The sequence below is a fragment of the Candidatus Hydrogenedentota bacterium genome (assembly GCA_019637335.1).
Taxonomy (GTDB): domain Bacteria; phylum Hydrogenedentota; class Hydrogenedentia; order Hydrogenedentales; family JAEUWI01; genus JAEUWI01.
The window spans coordinates 1-18,864 of sequence record JAHBVV010000027.1 but is presented as its reverse complement, the minus strand read 5'-3'; the positions used below and the strand labels follow the sequence as shown (position 1 = coordinate 18,864).

Sequence of the window (18,864 nt, the reverse complement as noted above, 5' to 3'; positions counted from 1 at the left end):
CAGGCGAAATACCAGCGCTCCAACACGGGCACTTTTCTGAGTTTCCAGTGGTTCGAACGGCGATTGGCTCGTAAACGAAGTTTAAATGCGAGTAACACTTTAGCGGAATGAAGTTGACTAGATTCCTCGACGACACAAACCTGCTCCGCAACGGAAGGGCGGACCAATGGGAGCGCGGGCGGCCCGCCCGCATAGCGCCGAAGGCGCGAATTTGATCAACGGCGGTGGTCCGGGTCCAGTCTTCCTCCCGATCAATTGTGCCGATATTGCGAACACGCTTTGCACCTCCGGTGCATTGCAGGCGGGGACGCCCTCCTACGGCGCGTCTTCGACCTGCGCTCCCAGCCTTGCGCGCTCTCCTCGTAGTGTCGCGGCAGGCTAGCAAAAAGACTGGCTCAACTTCAGACGGCTAAAGTATTACAAATGCGATTGCCCTGGCCCGGCTGGCGATCCGATGCCGAAACGGGGTATCGTGAAGCAATCGCGTTGGGCAGTTTCCGTGTTGCCTTGCGCCCGGCGCATTTGATGCAGAGGAGTGGAGCATGAAACGTCGAATTCCGGCCCAGTCTGTCCTTTATACGTTGGTCCTCGCGCTGGGCGCGCCCCTGAACGCCTTCGCGGTGGACGGATCGCGACCGAACATCGTAATCATTATGGCGGACGATATGGGCTACGGCGATTTGGGTTGCTACGGCAGCACGATCAACAAGACCCCCAACATCGACAGGCTCGCGGAAGCCGGATTGCGGTTCACCGATTTCCATACCTCCGGGCCGATGTGCTCCGCGACGCGCGCGGGCATGCTCACGGGCCGCTATCAGCAGCGCTACGGCGCGAACTTTGATGGCGCGCTGTCGGGGGAGTCGAATGTGCCGGGCGAGGGCCTGCCCCTCGATGCGGTGACCTTCGCGGAGGTGTTGCAGGCGCAGGGCTACGCCACCGCGCTCTTTGGCAAGTGGCACCTGGGCTACGCGCCGCCGCTGACGCCGCCGAACCAGGGTTTCGACGAGTTCCGGGGCTTCATGACCGGCGATGGCGACCACCACACGCACATTGATCGATCCGGCAATCCCGACTGGTGGAACGGCGACCAGCTCGAAGCGGACGAGGGGTACAATGCCGACCTCCTCACGGACTACAGCATCGACTTTGTCCAGCGGCACAAGGAGAGGCCCTTCCTGCTCTTCGTGTCGCACCTCTCCATCCACTTTCCGTGGCAGGGGCCGAATGACCCGCCGCAGCGCGTCGCCGGCACGAGCTACCACGACGACAAGTGGGGGATTATACCCGACCGGAGCAATATCCAGCCGCACGTGAAGGCGATGGTGGAGAACCTCGACGCGAACACCGGCCGCCTGCTGGACGCGATTCGCGCGGCGGGCATTGCGGAGAACACCCTGATCATCTTTACCTCCGACAACGGCGGCTATATCACCTACGGCGAGGACTTCAAGAACATTTCGAGCAATGGCCCGCTTCGCGGCCAAAAGACCGAGCTCTGGGAGGGGGGCCACCGCGTTCCCGCGATCTTCGTCTGGCCCGGCAAGATCAAGCCGGGCGTCACCGATGCGACGGGGCATTCCACCGATCTCTTCCCGACCTTCGCCCGGCTTGCGGGCGCGTCCGTGGCAAGCATGGCGCTGGACGGCCTCGACATCAACCCGCTGCTCTTTGAAGGTCAGCCGCTGCCCGACCGCCAGCTCTTCTACCGCAAGGATAAGGCCGGGGCGGTGCGATCCGGCCCCTGGAAACTGGTGCACGACGGAACCACGCCGCAGCTCTTCAACCTGGACAACGACATCGGCGAAACCAACGATCTTGCGGCGGAAATGCCGGAGAAGACGGCGGAGCTGATGACCGCGTGGAGAATCTGGGAAACCGACGTGAATAAGAGCGCGGCTAAGTACAACTGACCGAGCACGCTTTGTTCAGGTTTCCGTAAAGCTCTTCCAGGGCGTCCACGATTTCTTTTCGCACAACGGCGGCCGGTCGCTTTTTGCGGATGAGCGCTATGGCTTCCGGTACAGAATGGGCTGTACCGGACTCAATCAAATATGCCGCGACAAATGCTGAGCTTCGCGAATATCCTATCTTGCAGTGCACGTAGACGGCTCCGTGCCGCAATTCCTCCTTGATAAACGTGGCCCCGTCTATGAGTTGCTCCTGCGTGGGCGCGGTCAAGTCGAGCACTGGGAGGTTATGGTATTTTATGGCCCGGAATACTGCGTTTTCCGAGAATTCGGCTGTTACATCGAGCACGGCGGTAACCCCGTTTCCAATGGCCCTGGCGGCGCCTTTATTTGTCAAAGCGCGACCGAGGAATACCCCCCGGACAACCTCGTCCCAGTCGTTGCATTGGCGCCGGTAATACTGGAGCGACAGGTACTGGCCGAGTATGCATGGAGCGAGCGCTACCAGGGAGCTCAGCGGGATCCGGCCATCCACCTTGCCGTAGACTCTTCCGCCGTAGCGATAGTAGCCGGCGGCGACCGTGCCGAAGCTGGCCGCAGGCCATATCAAGAATGCGCCCCAGGGCGCCAGCCTGATAGCGGCTACGGCGCACACGAACGCGGCGGCGGCATAAAGATGCCCGACGCGAACGTTCGGGACAGCCCCGCCCGCCGCGTTTTCTTCACGGAAATAGTGAAGGCAGAAGGCCGCAAGTACAAAACCGCCGGCAACATCCGCGAGATGATGCTGGTGGGTGAAGATGGTGGAGAACCCAACAAGGCTGAACCATACTACGACGGCGGCGCGCAACCATCCGCGGGTGTGGCGCGCGTAAACATCCGCGAGTATCGTGCGCAGCGTGATGTGTAGCGACGGAAAGAGATTCCCGTAGGGCGGGTCAAAGCTGAAAAGCAGGGCGAAGATCGCGCCAAGCGCGCCGTCGGGCTCTTGCCGCCCGTATCCGAGCCTCAACGGCATGGCCATAAAGAACAGTCCCGCGATCAGGATGCCCAGGGTCACGCGTTTGGCGAGAACCGCGCGTTCCCGATCGCCGCAGAGAAACGGTGCGCCGACGAAGAATAAATCGATCGACATGTAGGGAATGATGAACCAGGTAATCAGCGGGATTTGCAGTTCCCACGCGAAGTACATGGACGCCATATCGTCCCGGTGTCCCGCCAGCCAGCTGCACGAGCCATAGACCACGATAAACAGCGCGGAAAGGCACGCGGCCGTCGTCGCCTGCCGCCGGACTAGGCTTTTCGGGCCACAGATACTGTGAAAATTCCCCATCGATCAATTTCCATTCTCGTTTTTGTGAAACCCGCCGCCGATACGAGCGCGTCCATCTCGGCCTGGGTGCGCCGCCGCATGATCCATGGCCGGCCATCCCAGTCACATAGTACGCGCGCGATTAATTCGAGCTGTGGGTGCCATGGCTGGTTGGTGTAAATCAGAAAACTTCCCGGGGCCATGGCGTCCGAAAGCCCGCGGAGCGAGTCAAGAATCATTTCGTTGTCTGGGAAGAGTTCATACAGGCCCGAAACAATGGCCAGACTGGGTTGGGGCGACAATTTCGCCAGGGATTCGCGATCAAAGGCGTTGGCCGATTCAAAGGTAATGCCGGAAAGGCCGAGTTCCTGAGCCAGTTTCTCCGCCTGTGCGAGATTCTTTGGTTCCATGTCCCGGAGGTGCGCGGAAAGCCCGGCGCGGCCGAGCTGACTGAGGGTTTGCAGCAAGTAGCGGCCAGCGCCCGCGGCGATATCTACGATATGGACGGGAATACTCGCTTCATTGAGCCGTTCTACGGTTTCACGTATGAGCGACTCCATGTTCTTGCCGCGAATTCTTATACCCCTCCAACCGATGCCGTCCAAATAGACGCGGTCCACAAGTCTGCCAAATGCGTTTTGGCCGCCGGCCCTGTTTTCGTAGATGTAGTCGAGCGTCCGTCCGGAGTTGAAACCGGATTCCCAGCCGAGGCGAATGCCATCGCTCATGGCGCCGGGCCAGCGCATCAGCGTTTTCAGTGTCCCATACAGAATTCGTTTCGGCGAGCAACAGGGCAAGGGCAGCGAGAGCTTGTCATACTCCTCACGGGTGTAGCCGCGCTTATGCGCCTCTGTGAGATCAGGCCGGTGCGGGGACTTGTCGAAGATTTCCAGCACGAATTCGCGTGTGCGCGCGATCGGCAGATGGCGATCGCGCTCGTGGTAGACGCCATGGTAGAAGTCTGGATACTCCACGATGGCCTTGTGCCACGAGCCGAGGCGGTCATAGAAGCGCCGGCAGGCGGATTTTTTCACGACCCAATCCCTGCCCGCCAGAAGCATCAGTGCCGGTGTTTGAATGGCTCCCGCGTCGTCCAGGAGCCGGGTGGCCGTGTCGTGCAGGTCCAGCAGGACATTGTTGGAGATTGCGTGGGTTATTTGCGGGTCACTATCAATCGCGGCGATTTCGTCCGGGTCATGGGTCAGGACCCTGGCCTTTACGTAGCTCGGAACCGTTGCGACCAGCTTAGTGGCCAGCCCCAGGCGAAGCAGGGGGATGGCGAGGGGCATGTACAGACGAATACGTAATGCGGGAACGGCCAGCACCATGCCGCGGATAGGCGGCGCATAGTCGTGTACCCAGGCGCTCACCACCGCGGCGCCCACGCTCTGGCCCACCGCCACCATGTTCTCCAGGGGGATATCGTTTTGAGCGGAAACATGCCGGACAAACGCCTCGGCATCCTTCGCGTATACGCCGAAGTAATCGGCATAGTCGCGCGGCCCCTCGGAATTGCCGTTCCCGCGGGCGTCCCAGGCGAAAATTCCGAAATCGTGCAGGCCGATGTGCTCGATAAAGTCCTGCCAGCGCCCCGAATGCTCGTGGCCGCGATGAAACAGAATCAGGGCTCTGTCCGGACGCGGTTCCGGAATCCATGCGCGATAGAACAGTTTCGTCCCGTCGCACGTTTCGAAGTACTGTTCGGATGGTTCAAGTGCGCTCATCGTGTGCCTCCATCAATGCCTGAACGGCTTGTTGCAGTTCTCTGGTCGCCGAACGGATTGCGTCTTTGCCGGCGCTTTTCGGAGCAACGCGCATTGGCTTGCCAACGGATACCTCCAGGCGCGTCAATCGGGGGAGGCGTCGCCCCCTGGGCCAACTTTCGAAGGCCCCGCGAATGGCGCAGGGCAGCACGGGCACATCGGAGCCTGCGAGTAGCAGACCAATACCCGGTTTGAATGAGCCGAGCTCCCCGGTCGCGGAGCGCGTTCCCTCGGGGAATATGATTAATACATTCCCGGGCGTGCGAAGGAGTTCCTGGCAGATTTTCAGGCTCTGCTGGGGGCTTGCGCGGCGGTGGAAAGGGAGCGCGTTCAAGAAAACCGACGAGAAAATGGTGTGGGGCGCGCTGGTGAAGAAATAGTCCGCGGCCGCCGCGGGGAAGATCCGGTGCCGCATGCCAAACGGCAACATCGAGGTCAGGCAGAGCGCATCCCAGTGGCTGCTATGGTTTCCGATGAGAATATACGAACCCGAGACCGGCAAGTTCTCCAGCCCGTTGACACGGAACCGGTGTACGGCCTTCAGCCAGCACCGGAGCATCAACGCCGCCAGGGAACGCAGCGCATAAACCACCATGGTAGGCTCTCTGGGAAACCCACGCAGGCGCGCCATCAGGTCCTTGTCGAGGTCGCGGGCGCTATCGTAGGTCCAGTCCTCCATGGCCCTTCCTCAACGTACGCCGTAAAGGCCGTAATACCAGTTGACCATGTGCAGAAAGAGCGGCGCGGTGTAGATCAGGCTGTCGATGCGATCAAGAATACCCCCGTGGCCGGGTATCAGCCTTCCGGTATCCTTAATGTTGATGTCTCGTTTGATGACGCTAATCGAAAGGTCGCCCAACTGCCCACCTATTCCCACGATGAGTCCTGTCAGGACAAGCTGCAGCGGACCGAAGTGGGGGAAGCACGGCGCCGCGAGCCAGGGGAACGCCATGGATACGGCCAGGGCGCCCAGAGAACCTTCCCAGGTCTTGTTGGGGCTGACGTTATCGCGAAGCTTGCGCCGGCCAAAGAGCTTCCCGAAGCAGAACGCGGCGATGTCGTTAATCTCCACGGCGACAATGAGAAACACAAAATAGGCGTAGGGGCGATCGGAATTGATGAGAAACGTCAGATGCCCAAACATCCACGCGACGTAGACAAAACCAACCATGGCCAACGCCACGGCCTGCAATTGGCCTTGGGTCCGGTTTCGCAATACGGGGATAGCCAGGATGAGGGCGATAGCGTAGACCGGCAATGTGCGGAACATCCCGAACCACCCCGGCCTTCCGTTAAACGGATCGGGCATTACGGCGAGTACGAAGATTCCGCCTATAGACAGATAGACCGCCCCGGTCATCCACCAATCACGGTATAGCCCCGTCGCACGGGCGAATTCACGAAAGCCGAGCAAGGCAATGGCGGACACGAGAGTAATCGTCGCCACGCGGCCAAGCAGCACCGCGGCCATCACCACGGGAATCATGATGAGCCAGCCCAGATAGATGCGCCACAGTTTGGAAACGTCCTTGTGGAGGACGAACTTCGAGAACAGCAGGATAATTCCCGCCAGGACCAGCGCTGCGACGACTATACTTCCCAGCAGGCGAAAGCTTGGGTCGTCAAGGGCGGCGCGGGCGTTCATTCGCCATCTGGCTCCGCGCTCTGGCGATTCAGGGAGTGCACGATGCGAGACAGCCGGATGTAGATCGTCTGCGCGCATCCACCAATCACTACGACGAGCGCGCAGTCCATCATGGTCAGGCCGAGCGGGAGGCACCAGTCCGCACCCGACCAGTGTTCCGAAAGGGCAAGCCAGGCGCCGAGATGCGCTACGACCATGCGCCAGGGCTTTGCCATGATACCGCTGAACTCCCGCTGGACGCCCACGGCTTGTCCAAAAATCCCCACGTAGGCGGTGAATACGGCCAACAGGGCGGCCCAATAGCCCAAGGGCAGGAAGCAGAGTCCACTGTGCGCGATCCCGGCGAAGATCAGGATATCGGAAACGCGATCCGGCACCTCATTAACGATCTCACCATGGGGGCTCGCCTTTCCCGATGCCAAGGCCACCATGCCGTCCAGCATATTGAGCCAGAGCCGAATGTAACAGAAGAGGGGCGCCACCAGGAGCAGAATGGGATAGGACGAGGCGCGCAGGAAACATAGCCCGGCAAGGGCGGCGAAAACGATGGAAAGATAGGAGACGGTGTCTGGATGAATGCCCCACCTGACGCATATGTTTACCGCGGAATTTGCAGTTCGTCGGAACGCCTCCGCGATTGGGCGGCGAGATTTGGGTGCGTAGTTGTCCATCCAGTGCAAGTCCCCTGCCGGGAAGTATCGAAATCCCTATGACCGGATAGTATCACGACATCTTATTCCGCAATCAAGAGGCTATGGACTTTCCTGGCGCTAGCAGAACAGCTGACAATCGAAGTCGTTCCGAGCCCATTGAGTTAGTGAATTCGCGTCTGGTTCCGGCGGGCCGTGGATGCAGGGGGCAATCGCATTTAAACTTCCAACTCGAGCCGAGCGCCACATGAACTTCCTTCAATGTCAAAAAAGGGCGCGTGTTGGAGCGCTGGCATTTCGCCTGCGGCGAATCCCTGACCTTGCCGGCACAGATGCCGGCGCTCCAAAACGCTCACTATCGTTGATTCAAGGTTCCAAATCGACTCAAGTTTACGCCCATATACCGAGATCGAGTTCAAGATGCGATTGCCCTGGCCATGGATGCGCCAAGAATTCGGTGCACTCCATGTTGTACTATGCTCGAAGGTTTGATCGATGACCGCCGCGGCGCGCATCTGCGCGCTTACACATCAATATATGAGGCGCCAGTGTCCTGCCCCCCGCTAGACCATATCCCCACGCCCTGCCTGCTCCTCGATGAGGCCGCGCTGAATCGCAACCTTGCGCGGATGAGCCGGCGCGCGCTGGACGCGGGCGTCGATCTGCGGCCGCATTGCAAGACGGCGAAATGCCTCGAGGTTGCGATGCGGGCGACGGCGGGCCATTCGGGGGCGATTGCCGTGGCGACGATGAAGGAGGCGGAGTTTTTCGCGGCGAATGGCTTCTCGGACATCCTCTACACCGTGAACCTGGAGCCGTCGAAGATCGAGCGTATCGCGCCGCTGCAGGAGGCCGGCGCGCGGGTGTCCGCCGTGCTGGACAGCGCGGCCGCGGCGCACGCGATCGCCGCCGCGCAGCACCGGCTCGCCGGGCCGCTGGAGATCTTCCTGGAGCTCGACAGCGGCACGCACCGCACGGGCTTCCTGCCGGGCGACAGCGAAATCCTGGAGGCAGCGCGCATCCTGGAGGCGGCTCCGAAGCTCGCCCTGCGGGGGACCCTCGCCTTTGGCGGGAAGGGCTACGCCGCCGATCGCGTCGAGGGGACCCGGGCGGCGGCCGAGGCCGAGCGCCGCGCGGCTACCGACGCCGCCGAGGCGATCCGCGCGGCGGACATCGACTGCCCGGACGTCAGCATTGGTTCCACGCCAACGCGCACCCTGGGCGACAGCCTGGAGGGCGTTACGGAAATCCGCCCCGGCGTCTATGTCTTCATGGATCTCATGCAGGTGAAGCTGCACGTCTGCGACTATTCGGACATCGCCGTGACCGTGCTTGCGCGCGTTATCGCGCACAACCAGCGGGAGAACCGGATCTACATCGACGCGGGGGCCCTGGCCCTGTCCAACGATCCCGGCATCCGCCCGCCGGACGGGCCCTATGCGCCCTATGGCCTCTTGCGCGATCCGGAAACGGGCGGCCCCATCTTCGGGCTCGGCGTGTTCAATGTGAACCAGGAGCACGGCTTCGTGCAGTGCGCCGATCCCGAGGCGCCGTTCCCGTTCGATGACTTCCCGCTGGGCGCACCGGTGCGGGTGTTTCCCAACCACGTCTGCCACACGGCGGGCAGCCACGATCGCTACCACGTGATCGGGCCGGACGGATCCCTGATTGGCGAATGGAAGCGCGTTACGGGCTGGTAGGGAGGGAATGCGCTGCACGCGGGTGGAATGGCGCACCCGGCGGAGGGCAACCGAGCTTCGAACAAGCGGGCGGGACTCGGAGGATCGCGGACATTCGTGTCCGCGGCAGAGGAAGCGCAAGACTTCTCGTGATCATTGCGCTCGTGAAGTGGTCCCGGCCCCCGTTGCGTTTCGCTTTCGAGTGACGCCGGGTTTCTATTCCATGCTCGTAACGCCCGTCGACTCCCGAAGTGTGCCCTGCCGCGGAATGTCCGCGATCCTGGGGCGCCTTCGGCGCTTAAAACAGGCGGGACGTCTGTTCCACTTTCCTTTCGCGGTGGTCCCTGCGCCGTTCGTGCTTTCCCCTCGGCGTCCGCGCCTGTTAAGATTCTCCGCCCGAGGAGTTGCACCATCAATACCGTCCCCGAAATGACCGCCGCCGCGCGCAAGGCAGCCCTGCTCGCGCGCCTGAATGAGCATCCTTTCCGCCCGGCCTGGTGGCTGCGCAACAAGCACGCGCAGACCATCTGGGGGCCGAAGTTTGGCCGCGCGCCGCGCATCCCCTACGACCGCCAGATCTGGAACACCCCGGACGGCGACGATCTCTCCGTGTACGTTTACCGGGGGGAACCGGAGAAGCCCTGGGTGCTGTTGATGCACGGCCTGGAAGGCTGCATCGGCTCCTACTACATCCCCCGGCTCAACCGCGACTTCCACGCGATCGGCTGGAATGTCGCCACGCTCATTTTTCGGTCCTGCGACGGGCGCATCAACAAGACCAAACGCATCTACCATATGGGCGAGACCGGCGATCTCGATTTTGTCGTTTCGGATATGCCCGCGCGGCTCGGCGTGGCGCACCTCTATATCGCCGGCATGTCGCTCGGCGCGAATGTCCTTTGCAAGTGGCTCGGCGAATACGGCGAGGGCGTCCCCGGGATTGTGCGCGGGGCCGCCGCGCTCTCGCCGCCGTTCCAGCCGGAACACGCCATCGAGCAGTTTGAGAACACGTTCTTCGGGGTGTACCGGCGCTATTTCCTGAAGACGCTCATCCGCAAGGCGATTGAGAAAGAGCGCCAGTTCCCCGGCAGCATTGATTTGGAGAAGGTCCGCAACTGCACCAGCTTCCACACCTACGACACCGAAGTCACCGCGCGCCTCCACGGCTTCCGGGACGCGCGGCACTACTGGGAGGAGGTCGGTTGCCATCAGTTCCTGAAGGATATCCGCGTGCCCACGATGCTGCTTACCGCCGAGGACGACGCCTTCAACCCGGCCCACACCATTCCGAGAGCGATCGCGGACGCTTCGGACTACCTGATCCCGCAGTGGCCCGCGCGCGGCGGGCACGGCGGGTTTGTGGCGGGCCGCTGGCCGTGGCGGCCCCGCTACTGGATGGACGAGCAGGTGTTGCGTTTTTTCACGGCACTGGAGTCGGGCGCTTGACGGCCGGCCGGAATTCGGGTTATCGTTGCCCTTGTCCATGGGCAGTAATGCATTACAACCTTCTGATGGGAACCGCGAATGGACGCCAATGAACGCGAATTGGAAACCCGGGCGCTGCTGGAGATCCTGGCGATTGGCCGCAATGAAATAGAGAACGGCGAGCACGAGTTGGCAAGCGATTACTTCGCGCGCGTACGAAAAGAACGCGGGTTCTCGTAGTGGGCATACGGTTCGCGTGACAAAGAGCGCTCAACGGGACATGGATGAGATCTTTGATTTCATCGCCCTGCACGATGCCTTTGAAAAGGCCGAACACGTATTCCACAAGTTGCACGAATTGATTGACGGCTTGAATGTGCTCCCGTCCCGCGGGGTGCATCCCCCAGAACTCGCGGAGCAGGGAATAACGGACTATCGTGAGACCTTCTTCAAGCCGTATCGAATCTTTTATCGAATCGAGCGTAAGACGGTCTTCGTCGTCATGGTGGCGGATGGCCGGCGGAACATGCAAAAGCTGCTCCAGAGAAGGCTTCTCCAGAGCTGATCTGGCAGTTGAATTCCGCTCCAGCGTGTCGCCCACCGGAATTGCCTTTACCGGTCATGCGTTTGCAAATCGAGGCGGACGACAAGCACCACATCCCCCTTCTCAAGTTGCTGCGGCCGCCTGGTGTACGTGGCCCCGCCATCATCCGCCAGATTCAGCCCAACGCAATGCAGGAGGTACCCGGCGCCTTCAACCCGGTAGCGCAAGGGCTGGCCGTCATACGGATCCCGCGGAATCGCGGGAAAGAAATCTGGAACCAGCGATTCAAGCGAATTGGGGAGCATGCCGTTCTCGCGCCGCCACCGTTCCACGGCAATGGCCGCCTCCGACATTCGATCGCAGGCCCGCGCCTCCCATACCGGATCCAGTCGAATCGGCGCGTTGAAAAGGATAAGGGCCTCGGCTACCGCGGCCTTGAACGCTTGCTCCAGGGCCTCATAGCGCGGGATGGCCTCGGCGGCCGTTTCACCTGCGAGCGCCAGAACGTCTTGGCGGAAGCGAAAATCATACAGCGCGTATTCCTCGATGATTCGCTCTGCCCAGCGCGCCTTGTAGCGTTTCGGGAAGGGCAGAATAAGGCGCTTGTCGTGCAGCGCAATCAGCAGTATTGATTCTTCGGGCGTTACTATTCGACCGGCGCCGGAAACGACGGCATTCGAATACACCTCTTCCGCGGGTATCCGCCAATCAAGGCCGGCAAGCAAGTTCAGAAGCTCCTCCCCGGGATCGTAGCGCGAAAACACACGCGCCACCATACCCGCGAATTCGCGCCGCATTCTCATCGCCACATAGGCGTCAATCTGTTCCGGGGATTCGTCCAGCATTTGCACCGCCGCGTGGAGGGAGACCAAGGCGCCCGGCATCGCCTCCCGATTGCCATCAAGAGACAGGATCTCGATCCGGAGCATGAGCAACGTGGTCAGCGCCTCGGCTGTGTACAGCGCCGATAGCCTTTCCTCGTCCAATCCATACTGGGCGAAGGCGTTGCGTGAATAGCCAACGGCCTCGTCCGCAATCGCCAAGGCGTCTTCATTGGCCGCCAGGTGCGCGCGCATGGCCGACAGCGCATCCTCCGGATACGGGGCGCCGGGATCTGGTGGGTCCAGTTTGCCGGCATAGGGAACGAGAAGATCCTGTTCGGGCGGCAGGGCGCGCATTGCGGCGCTGGCTTTCCCATACACCAGCGCGCCGTTCTCCGTGTCGGCTGGTTGCGGGAAGCGGGCCTCCCACAATGCATCCGTCACCGGGTAGCCCTTTGCTTCGAGTTCTGATGCCACTTCTTCGCGCGCGGCCCGCATCGAATCCAGTTCAGATCGGAGCGCGCGGTCGTACCGCGTAATCAGAACAGCGGCGGCGGCCACCAGGAGGACCGCGGGCGCGAGCGCGACCATGGTCAGTCGCCAGGGGAATGCGCCACGCCTGGGTTTGGGGCGCGGGAGTTCCGGGGGTTGGTTCACGGGAGCTGCCCTCCTTTTTCTCACCATACCATTGGGGCCCCGCCGTATTCATCCAAACCATGGGGTGCGCTCGGTGGCTCATCACAAGCAGCCTTCCCCCGTCTACATTCGGGAATAAATTGTCTAAATTAAATTAGACAAAACACCGATCTTGTGGTAGATTTGTCGAGAGTAGTGATGATTTTGAACAACTAATAAAGAGAAAGGTGCGTAAATATGATTAGAAAAAGTCAATACGTAATCCTGGTGGCGGCGTTTCTCTCCTTCCTGCTCTCGGTCTATCTCTTCTTCACCGGCCAGCGGGAGGAGGGGATCTTCGTGGGGATCTGGGTGCCGTCGATTCTGTCCTTTGGGGCCTATACCCGTACGCGCTGAACGCGGAACGATGTGGAGGATTACACCATGACCGACGTTCTCATTTTCTTGTCCGGGACGTTCATTTCCCTGCTGACCCTGGCGGGGTTTGCGCTTACGTTTCGGGAGTTCAAGTACATGGGCGAGCATCCCGAGGAATTTCCGCGGGATTACGCGCATCTACGCGAGGGAGGCAAGAGCAAACCCTGACCAACGCGGAAACTGAATCCCGGGGCGGGCCGCGGATGTCTAATCGCGAAAACAAGGAGCCCCCTCATGTCCCGATATGTCCCGCGTGTGATTTCCCTGCTGACCCTGTTGTCGTTGTTGACCCTGCCCGCCGCCGCGCAGATCTTCAAGGCCGGTTTTGCGAAGGCCGATGTGACCCCCACGGCGCCGATGCCGATGTGGGGCTACGGGGCGCGTCACGATGCGCTTTCCGAGGGCGTGCGCGACCCGCTTTACGCCAAGGCGGTGGTTGTCGAAGCGGGGGACCAGAAACTCGCGCTGGTGGGGCTGGACCTGGGCCGATCGCCCGACGCGGAGTCGATGGCGCGGATTCGCGCGGCGGTGAAGGAGGGTGCGGGCGTGACGCACGTGATGATTTCGGGATCGCACACGCACCATGGGCCGGTGATTGAGTTGCGCGATGTCGAAGGCCAGGGGAAGGGCAAGTTTGACGCCTGCGTGGCGTACGTGGGCGAATTGGAGAAGAAACTCATTGCGGCGATCACCGAGGCGGCGGGCAATGCGCGGGACGCCCGCATCGGCTGGGGCTCGGCGATGGTGGATATGAACCGGAACCGGCACCAGCAGTTCGATCCGAAGCCCGTCGACCAGGAACTGAATGTCATTCGTTTTGACGACCTGGACGGCAATCCCATCGCTTTGATGATCAACTACGCCGCGCACCCGACCATGCTGCCCGCGGAGGATCTGCGCTTCTCCGCCGAGTGGCCCGGCCAGATGATGTATGCGGTGGAAGAAGCGCTGGGCACGAACGCGGGTTTCCTTCAGGGCGCGGCCGGCGACATGTCCTGCAAGCCGAGCGAGGATACGCGCGGGATCGAGGCCTTTGGCCAGGCCCTGGGGGCGGAGGTGGTGAAGATCGCGCGGGCCATTGAAACGAAGGTTCCCGAGGCGCCGTCGATCCGGGGCGTGCACGAGGATTTCACCTTCAAGACGCGGATTCCGCTCGACAACGATATCATGCGGGGGCTCTTCGGCCAGGCCTTCTTCCCCGAGCTCGCCGGCGCCGCCATGTCGACCGTGAAGGGCGACGTCATCACGCCGCACCTCTCCACCGTGCTGATCAACCAGGAGCTGGCGCTGGTTGGCGGATCGGGCGAGTTCTTCTGCGACCATGCGAACCGGCTGAAGGAGCGCGCGTGGGGCCTGAAGACGATCTTCGTGGGCTACTGCAACGGGCACCACATGTATTTTCCGACCATCGAGGCGACTTCGGTCGGCGGGTATGGCGCGGACGCCGCCGTGAGCTGGGTTCCGATCGGCGCGGGCGAAGAGATGATGAACAAGGCGCTCATTAACCTGTACACGATGCTCGGGAAGTACGAGATGGGCATACCGGGCCGCTGATGCAACGGCGACGTCCCAGGGCAATCGCATTTAAACTTCCAACTCGAGCCGAGCGACAGATGAACCACCTTCAATATTATAAAGGGCGCGTGTTGGAGCGCTGGCATTTCGCCTGCGGCGAATCCCTGACCTTGCCGGCACAGATGCCGGCGCTCCAAAACGCTCACTATCGTTGATTCAAGGTTCCAAATCGACTCAAGTTTACGCCCATATACTGAGATCGAGTTTAAATGCGATTGCCCTGGCGCCGTCCGGCTGGGACCCATCCGCGCGATCTGGTAAACTGCTCCGCGGGGTAATCGCGCCCCGCCCGGAGGAGTTCGCCATGTTTCGTATCCACGCTTTCGCCGCCGCGTGTCTTTTGATTGCGCTTTCCGCCGCCGCCGTGGATCCGCCGGCGCCGCTCGATCCGTCGCCGACGCCGCGCCAGCTTGCCTGGCACGAGCTGGAATACTATGGCTTCCTGCACTTCACCGTGAACACCTTCACGGACAAGGAATGGGGCTACGGCGACGAGGATCCGGCGATATTCAATCCCACCGAACTGGACGTGAACCAGTGGGTGCGCGTTGCGAAGGAGGCGGGCATGACCTGCCTGATCCTCACCGCGAAGCACCACGACGGGTTTTGCCTGTGGCCGTCGGCGTATACCGAGCATTCCATCAAGAATTCGCCGTACAAGAACGGCCAGGGGGACCTGGTTCGCGAACTGGCGGACGCGTGTCGCGCGGCGGGTCTGAAGTTCGGTGTCTATCTTTCGCCCTGGGACCGGAACCACCCCGAGTACGGACGCCCGGCCTACATTGAGTACTTCCGGAATCAGCTGCGCGAGTTGCTGACGAATTACGGCGAGATACAGGAGGTTTGGTTCGATGGCGCAAACGGCGGCGACGGGTATTACGGCGGCGCGCGGGAAGAGCGCCGGATCGACCACACCACCTACTACGACTGGGAGAACACGTGGGCGCTCGTGCGCGAGCTGCAGCCCGGGGCCATCCTGTTTTCGGATATCGGGCCGGATATCCGCTGGGTCGGCAACGAGCAGGGGTTTGCGGGTGATCCCTGCTGGGCGACCTACACGCCGAAGCCCCGGGAGGAAGGCAAGCCCGTTGCGCCGGGGATGACGAAATACAAGGAGGCGGAGCACGGGCATGTCGATGGCCGCTACTGGCTGCCGGCGGAAGTGGATGTAAGCATCCGGCCGGGCTGGTTCTACCACGCCGATCAGAACGACCAGGTCCGCACGCCCGAGAACCTGATGGAGCTGTATTACCAGTCGGTTGGTCGCGGCGCCTCGTTGCTGCTGAATATCCCCCCCGATCCCCGCGGCCTGCTGCACGAGAACGACGAGGCCGCGTTGATGGGGTTCAAGCAACTGCGCGACGCGATTTTCCACGTGGACCTGGCGCGCGGGGCCACCGCCACGGCGGACAACACGCGCGGCAACGATGCGGCCTTCTCGGCTGGCAACGTGCTCGACGGCGATCACCGGACCTACTGGGCGGCCGACGACAGCGTGACGTCGGCGAGCATTACCATCGATCTCGCGGGCGAAACCACGATCGATCACGTGGTCTTGCAGGAATACATTGCCCTGGGCCAGCGCATCCTGCGGTTTTCGGTGGACGCCTGGGTCGACGGCGGCTGGAAGCCCCTGGCGGAGGGAACCTCCATCGGCTGGAAGCGCATCCTGCCCGTGGAACGGCTCGCCACCACCCGAATTCGCTTCAACATACTCGAAGCCAAGGCGTGCCCAACACTCGCGACCCTTTCGCTCTACGCGGGCCCGGAGAACTGACGCCGCGATCGCCTCGGTAGCGATCAGCGCCGGGTTTCCGGGTGTGATTTGCGCCGGTATGCATACTCCGGCGCAGGGGCAGGCAGTGTCCCCGCATTTTTTCATCACCCGGACCAATCCGGTCTCCAGGTAGCTCCACCGTGAAAACCAGCACATTGAATTATCCGGGCATGGTCATGGGCTTCTCGGCCTATGCCATATGGGGCGTATTTCCCATCTATTTCTACTTCCTCTCCAGTGTATCCAGCTGGGAGGTGCTCGCGCACCGGATTATCTGGTCGGTGGTCGCGTTAATTGCCCTGCTCTGGTGGCGCGGCGCCCTGCGCGGGGTCTTCGCGGTCCTGGCCTCGCCTCGCCAGGCCGGATTGCTTGCGGCGGCCTCTCTGCTCATCTCCGCCAACTGGCTCATCTATATCCACGCGATTGCGACGCACCGCACGATTGACGCGAGCATGGGCTACTTTATCAACCCGGTGTTTCTCATCGTGCTCGGGATTGTGGTGTTTCGCGAGCGGCTCAACAACCACCAGATCGCGTGCGTCACGCTCGCCGCGGCCGGGATACTCTACCAGTTCATCACGCTCGGCGGCTTTTCGTGGATTTCCTTGTCGTTGCCCGCGGCATTCGGGGGTTACGGCGCCATCAAGAAGCACCTGCAACTCGACTCCATCGCCAGCCTCTTCCTCGAAACGCTGCTCGTCATGCCGTTCATGATCGCGTATCTGGCCTGGCAGGGGAGCCAATCGGGCCTCGCACTTGTGGAGGGCGCGCCGCACGTTCAGATCCTGCTTGTGCTTGCCGGCATCGTGACCACCATCCCGCTGCTGTTGTTTGCCGAAGGGGCGAAGCGGCTCCCGCTGTACGTCATGGGATTCCTGCAGTACATCACGCCGACGCTTCAGTTTTCCATCGGCCTGTTCGCGTTTGGCGAACCGCTGGACCGCCACAAGCTCATCGGGTTCATACTCGTCTGGACCGGGCTACTGGTTCTCATTCTGGGCCAGCTGCACTCACGCCGCCGCCGCGCGCTCGCGCCCGCCGCGGAGATGGAGTAGGGTTCCGCGCGCATTCGGCTGCCGCATCAGAAGTAGCGCCAGTACAGGTACACGCTGGACAGTGCGGCGGTCAGGATCATGATGGGGAAGCCCGCGCGCGTGAAATCCATGAAGGAGATCCCGCAGTTGTTGCGCTTGCCCACCTGGGCGATCACCACGTTTGCCGATGCGCCGATCAGGGTGCCGTTGCCGCCGAGGCACGCGCCCAGGGCGAGCGCCCAGTAGAGCGGAGCGGCGATGGTCGTGTGGGTCAGTTCGGGGTTGTCCGCCAGGCCCATTTGCATGGCGAAGGTTGGGATCATGGTCTTGATGAGCGGGAGCATGGCGATGACGAGGGGGATATTGTCCACGATCGCGGAGGCGAAGGCGCCGGCCCAGAGGATCACGAGGGCGGTGAGCAGCAGGTTGCCGCGCGTGGCTTCGACGAGGAGCTCCCCGCTTCGCTCGAAGAGGCCGTTGTGCTCCAGGGCGCTGATGAGCATGAAGAGGCCGATGAAGAAGAGGATAGTGGCCCACTCCACCTTGTGCAGGGCGGTGTGGATATCCACCCGGCAGACGATGATCATCAGGACGGCGCCCGCGAGCGCCACGATTCCGGGCTCGAAGCCGGTAAGGCGTCCAGTGAAGAATCCGAGGAGGATCAGGGCGAGTACGCCGAGGCATCGGCGGAGCAAGCCCGCGTCGAGAATGGCGAGTTCCGGCTGCGCCATCATAACGCGGCTTCGCGCTTCTTCGGGCGCGTTCAGTGAATTCCGCAAGCGAAAGCGCACGAGGGCGAGGCACAGCAGGGTGGCGATGACGACCACCGGGCCCAGGTTGAGGAGGAAATCGTTGAAGCTCAGGGTGGTGGCCGAGCCAATGATGATGTTCGGCGGGTCGCCGATCAGGGTGGCGGTACCGCCGATATTGGAGAAGATCGCGAGGAGAATCAGGATGGGCGCGGTTCTGATTTCCAGCAGCTGGGTGATGAGGATGGTGATGGGCGCGATAAGGATGACGGTGGTGACGTTGTCCAGCACGGCGGAAAGCACCGCGGTGACGGCCAGAAAGAGAATTACAATAGTCCGGGCGTTCCCCCGCGCGCGCTGCGCGATGGAGATGGCGAGCCACTCCAGGAAGCCCGTTTCCGACAGGATGCTCATCACGATCATCATGCCAATGAGGAGGAAGAGCACGTTCATGTCGATGCTTTCCACCGCAACGTGATAGGGGACGAGGTGCAGCAGGATTACCGCCGCGGCCCCGAGCAGCGCCGCGGCGGTTTTGTCCACGAGATCGAAGGCGATGAGCACATAGACGGCGGCGAAGATGGCCAGGGAGAGGAACATGGCGGGGCCCTAATAGTTGATAACGCGGTTGAGCACCGCGATGCGATCGATAATGCCCACGAGGACGCCGTCGCGGACGACGAAGACCTTCGGGCGCTGCTTTACGGACAGTTCGAACACCACCTCCAGCAGGGTGGCGTCCTCCGGCAGCGCGGCGAAGTCCCGCGTCATGATGTCTCCGGCGACCGCGCATTTCACTCCCTTGAAGTAGCCCTCGAAGGGGTCGAAGTTCTTCACGAACGCCACGCTCTTGAGCTGGCTGAAGAAATCCGGCAGGCCGCAGCGGAATATCTGGTCGCAGGTGATCATGCCGGCGACCCGCCCGTC

The 18,864-nt window shown here is 61.8% G+C and carries 18 protein-coding genes; 10 read left to right on the top strand and 8 right to left on the bottom strand.

The genetic code is table 11. The annotated features are described in order from the left end of the window. Window positions 1-542 precede the first annotated feature (542 nt). Window positions 543-1,913 (top strand): sulfatase, encoded by a 1,371-nt coding sequence (locus KF886_21715; GenBank protein MBX3179978.1) that lies wholly within the window; start codon window positions 543-545, stop codon window positions 1,911-1,913. On the opposite strand, the gene KF886_21710 is transcribed toward KF886_21715, so the two are convergent. The 5 genes from KF886_21710 to KF886_21690 form a co-directional block, all read right to left on the bottom strand. Further along, window positions 1,900-3,102: a dual specificity protein phosphatase family protein gene (locus KF886_21710; protein ID MBX3179977.1), complete on the bottom strand. Its 1,203-nt coding sequence runs from the start codon at window positions 3,100-3,102 to the stop codon at window positions 1,900-1,902. The two genes, KF886_21715 and KF886_21710, sit on opposite strands and share 14 nt — an antisense overlap. Before the next feature lie 101 nt (window positions 3,103-3,203). Then, window positions 3,204-4,946 carry a bifunctional alpha/beta hydrolase/class I SAM-dependent methyltransferase gene (locus tag KF886_21705; GenBank protein ID MBX3179976.1) on the bottom strand — a complete coding sequence of 581 codons (1,743 nt, stop codon included), beginning with the start codon at window positions 4,944-4,946 and terminating at the stop codon, window positions 3,204-3,206. Continuing rightward, window positions 4,933-5,664: a 1-acyl-sn-glycerol-3-phosphate acyltransferase gene (locus KF886_21700; GenBank protein ID MBX3179975.1), complete on the bottom strand. Its 732-nt coding sequence runs from the start codon at window positions 5,662-5,664 to the stop codon at window positions 4,933-4,935. Before KF886_21700 ends, KF886_21705 begins: the two co-directional genes overlap by 14 nt. A 9-nt stretch (window positions 5,665-5,673) precedes the next feature. After that, complete coding sequence (locus KF886_21695) at window positions 5,674-6,630, bottom strand: phosphatidate cytidylyltransferase (protein MBX3179974.1); 957 nt, start codon at window positions 6,628-6,630, stop codon at window positions 5,674-5,676. Then, on the bottom strand, window positions 6,627-7,301 hold the full coding sequence (locus KF886_21690) for a CDP-alcohol phosphatidyltransferase family protein (GenBank protein ID MBX3179973.1): 675 nt from the start codon (window positions 7,299-7,301) through the stop codon (window positions 6,627-6,629). The genes KF886_21695 and KF886_21690 overlap by 4 nt, the downstream gene beginning before the upstream one ends. A gap of 527 nt (window positions 7,302-7,828) precedes the next feature. Here KF886_21690 and KF886_21685 point away from each other — a divergent pair. From KF886_21685 to KF886_21670, 4 genes are all read left to right on the top strand, one after another. After that, entirely contained in the window at window positions 7,829-8,980 is a 1,152-nt protein-coding gene (locus KF886_21685) for an alanine racemase (protein MBX3179972.1), read from the top strand. 408 nt (window positions 8,981-9,388) lie between these two features. Then, window positions 9,389-10,405 carry an alpha/beta fold hydrolase gene (locus KF886_21680; protein ID MBX3179971.1) on the top strand — a complete coding sequence of 339 codons (1,017 nt, stop codon included), beginning with the start codon at window positions 9,389-9,391 and terminating at the stop codon, window positions 10,403-10,405. A 78-nt stretch (window positions 10,406-10,483) separates the two neighbouring features. After that, window positions 10,484-10,624, top strand: a complete 141-nt coding sequence (locus KF886_21675; protein MBX3179970.1) for a hypothetical protein — start codon at window positions 10,484-10,486, stop codon at window positions 10,622-10,624. Window positions 10,625-10,664: 40 nt separating this feature from the next. After that, the gene (locus tag KF886_21670; GenBank protein ID MBX3179969.1) at window positions 10,665-10,949 is read left to right on the top strand and encodes a type II toxin-antitoxin system RelE/ParE family toxin; all 285 of its coding nucleotides are present in this window, start codon (window positions 10,665-10,667) and stop codon (window positions 10,947-10,949) included. A gap of 47 nt (window positions 10,950-10,996) precedes the next feature. Here KF886_21670 and KF886_21665 read toward each other — a convergent pair whose 3' ends face one another. Further along, a complete protein-coding gene (locus KF886_21665) occupies window positions 10,997-12,406 on the bottom strand; it encodes a hypothetical protein (GenBank protein MBX3179968.1) in 1,410 nt (469 codons plus the stop codon). A 216-nt stretch (window positions 12,407-12,622) separates the two neighbouring features. Here KF886_21665 and KF886_21660 point away from each other — a divergent pair, with 216 nt between their 5' ends. The 5 genes from KF886_21660 (at window position 12,623) to rarD (ending at window position 17,209) form a co-directional block, all read left to right on the top strand. Continuing rightward, window positions 12,623-12,781 (top strand): hypothetical protein, encoded by a 159-nt coding sequence (locus KF886_21660; protein MBX3179967.1) that lies wholly within the window; start codon window positions 12,623-12,625, stop codon window positions 12,779-12,781. 27 nt (window positions 12,782-12,808) lie between these two features. After that, window positions 12,809-12,970 (top strand): hypothetical protein, encoded by a 162-nt coding sequence (locus KF886_21655; protein MBX3179966.1) that lies wholly within the window; start codon window positions 12,809-12,811, stop codon window positions 12,968-12,970. Window positions 12,971-13,036: 66 nt separating this feature from the next. Continuing rightward, the gene (locus KF886_21650) at window positions 13,037-14,356 is read left to right on the top strand and encodes a neutral/alkaline non-lysosomal ceramidase N-terminal domain-containing protein (protein MBX3179965.1); all 1,320 of its coding nucleotides are present in this window, start codon (window positions 13,037-13,039) and stop codon (window positions 14,354-14,356) included. 325 nt (window positions 14,357-14,681) lie between these two features. Next, window positions 14,682-16,154: an alpha-L-fucosidase gene (locus KF886_21645; GenBank protein MBX3179964.1), complete on the top strand. Its 1,473-nt coding sequence runs from the start codon at window positions 14,682-14,684 to the stop codon at window positions 16,152-16,154. A gap of 140 nt (window positions 16,155-16,294) precedes the next feature. Then, window positions 16,295-17,209 carry an EamA family transporter RarD gene (rarD, locus tag KF886_21640; GenBank protein MBX3179963.1) on the top strand — a complete coding sequence of 305 codons (915 nt, stop codon included), beginning with the start codon at window positions 16,295-16,297 and terminating at the stop codon, window positions 17,207-17,209. Window positions 17,210-17,235: 26 nt separating this feature from the next. Here the strand turns inward: rarD and KF886_21635 are convergent, their stop codons facing one another. Further along, complete coding sequence (locus tag KF886_21635; protein MBX3179962.1) at window positions 17,236-18,537, bottom strand: ArsB/NhaD family transporter; 1,302 nt, start codon at window positions 18,535-18,537, stop codon at window positions 17,236-17,238. Window positions 18,538-18,546: 9 nt separating this feature from the next. Continuing rightward, on the bottom strand, window positions 18,547-18,864 hold a 318-nt coding region (locus KF886_21630; GenBank protein ID MBX3179961.1), incomplete at its 5' end, for a CBS domain-containing protein.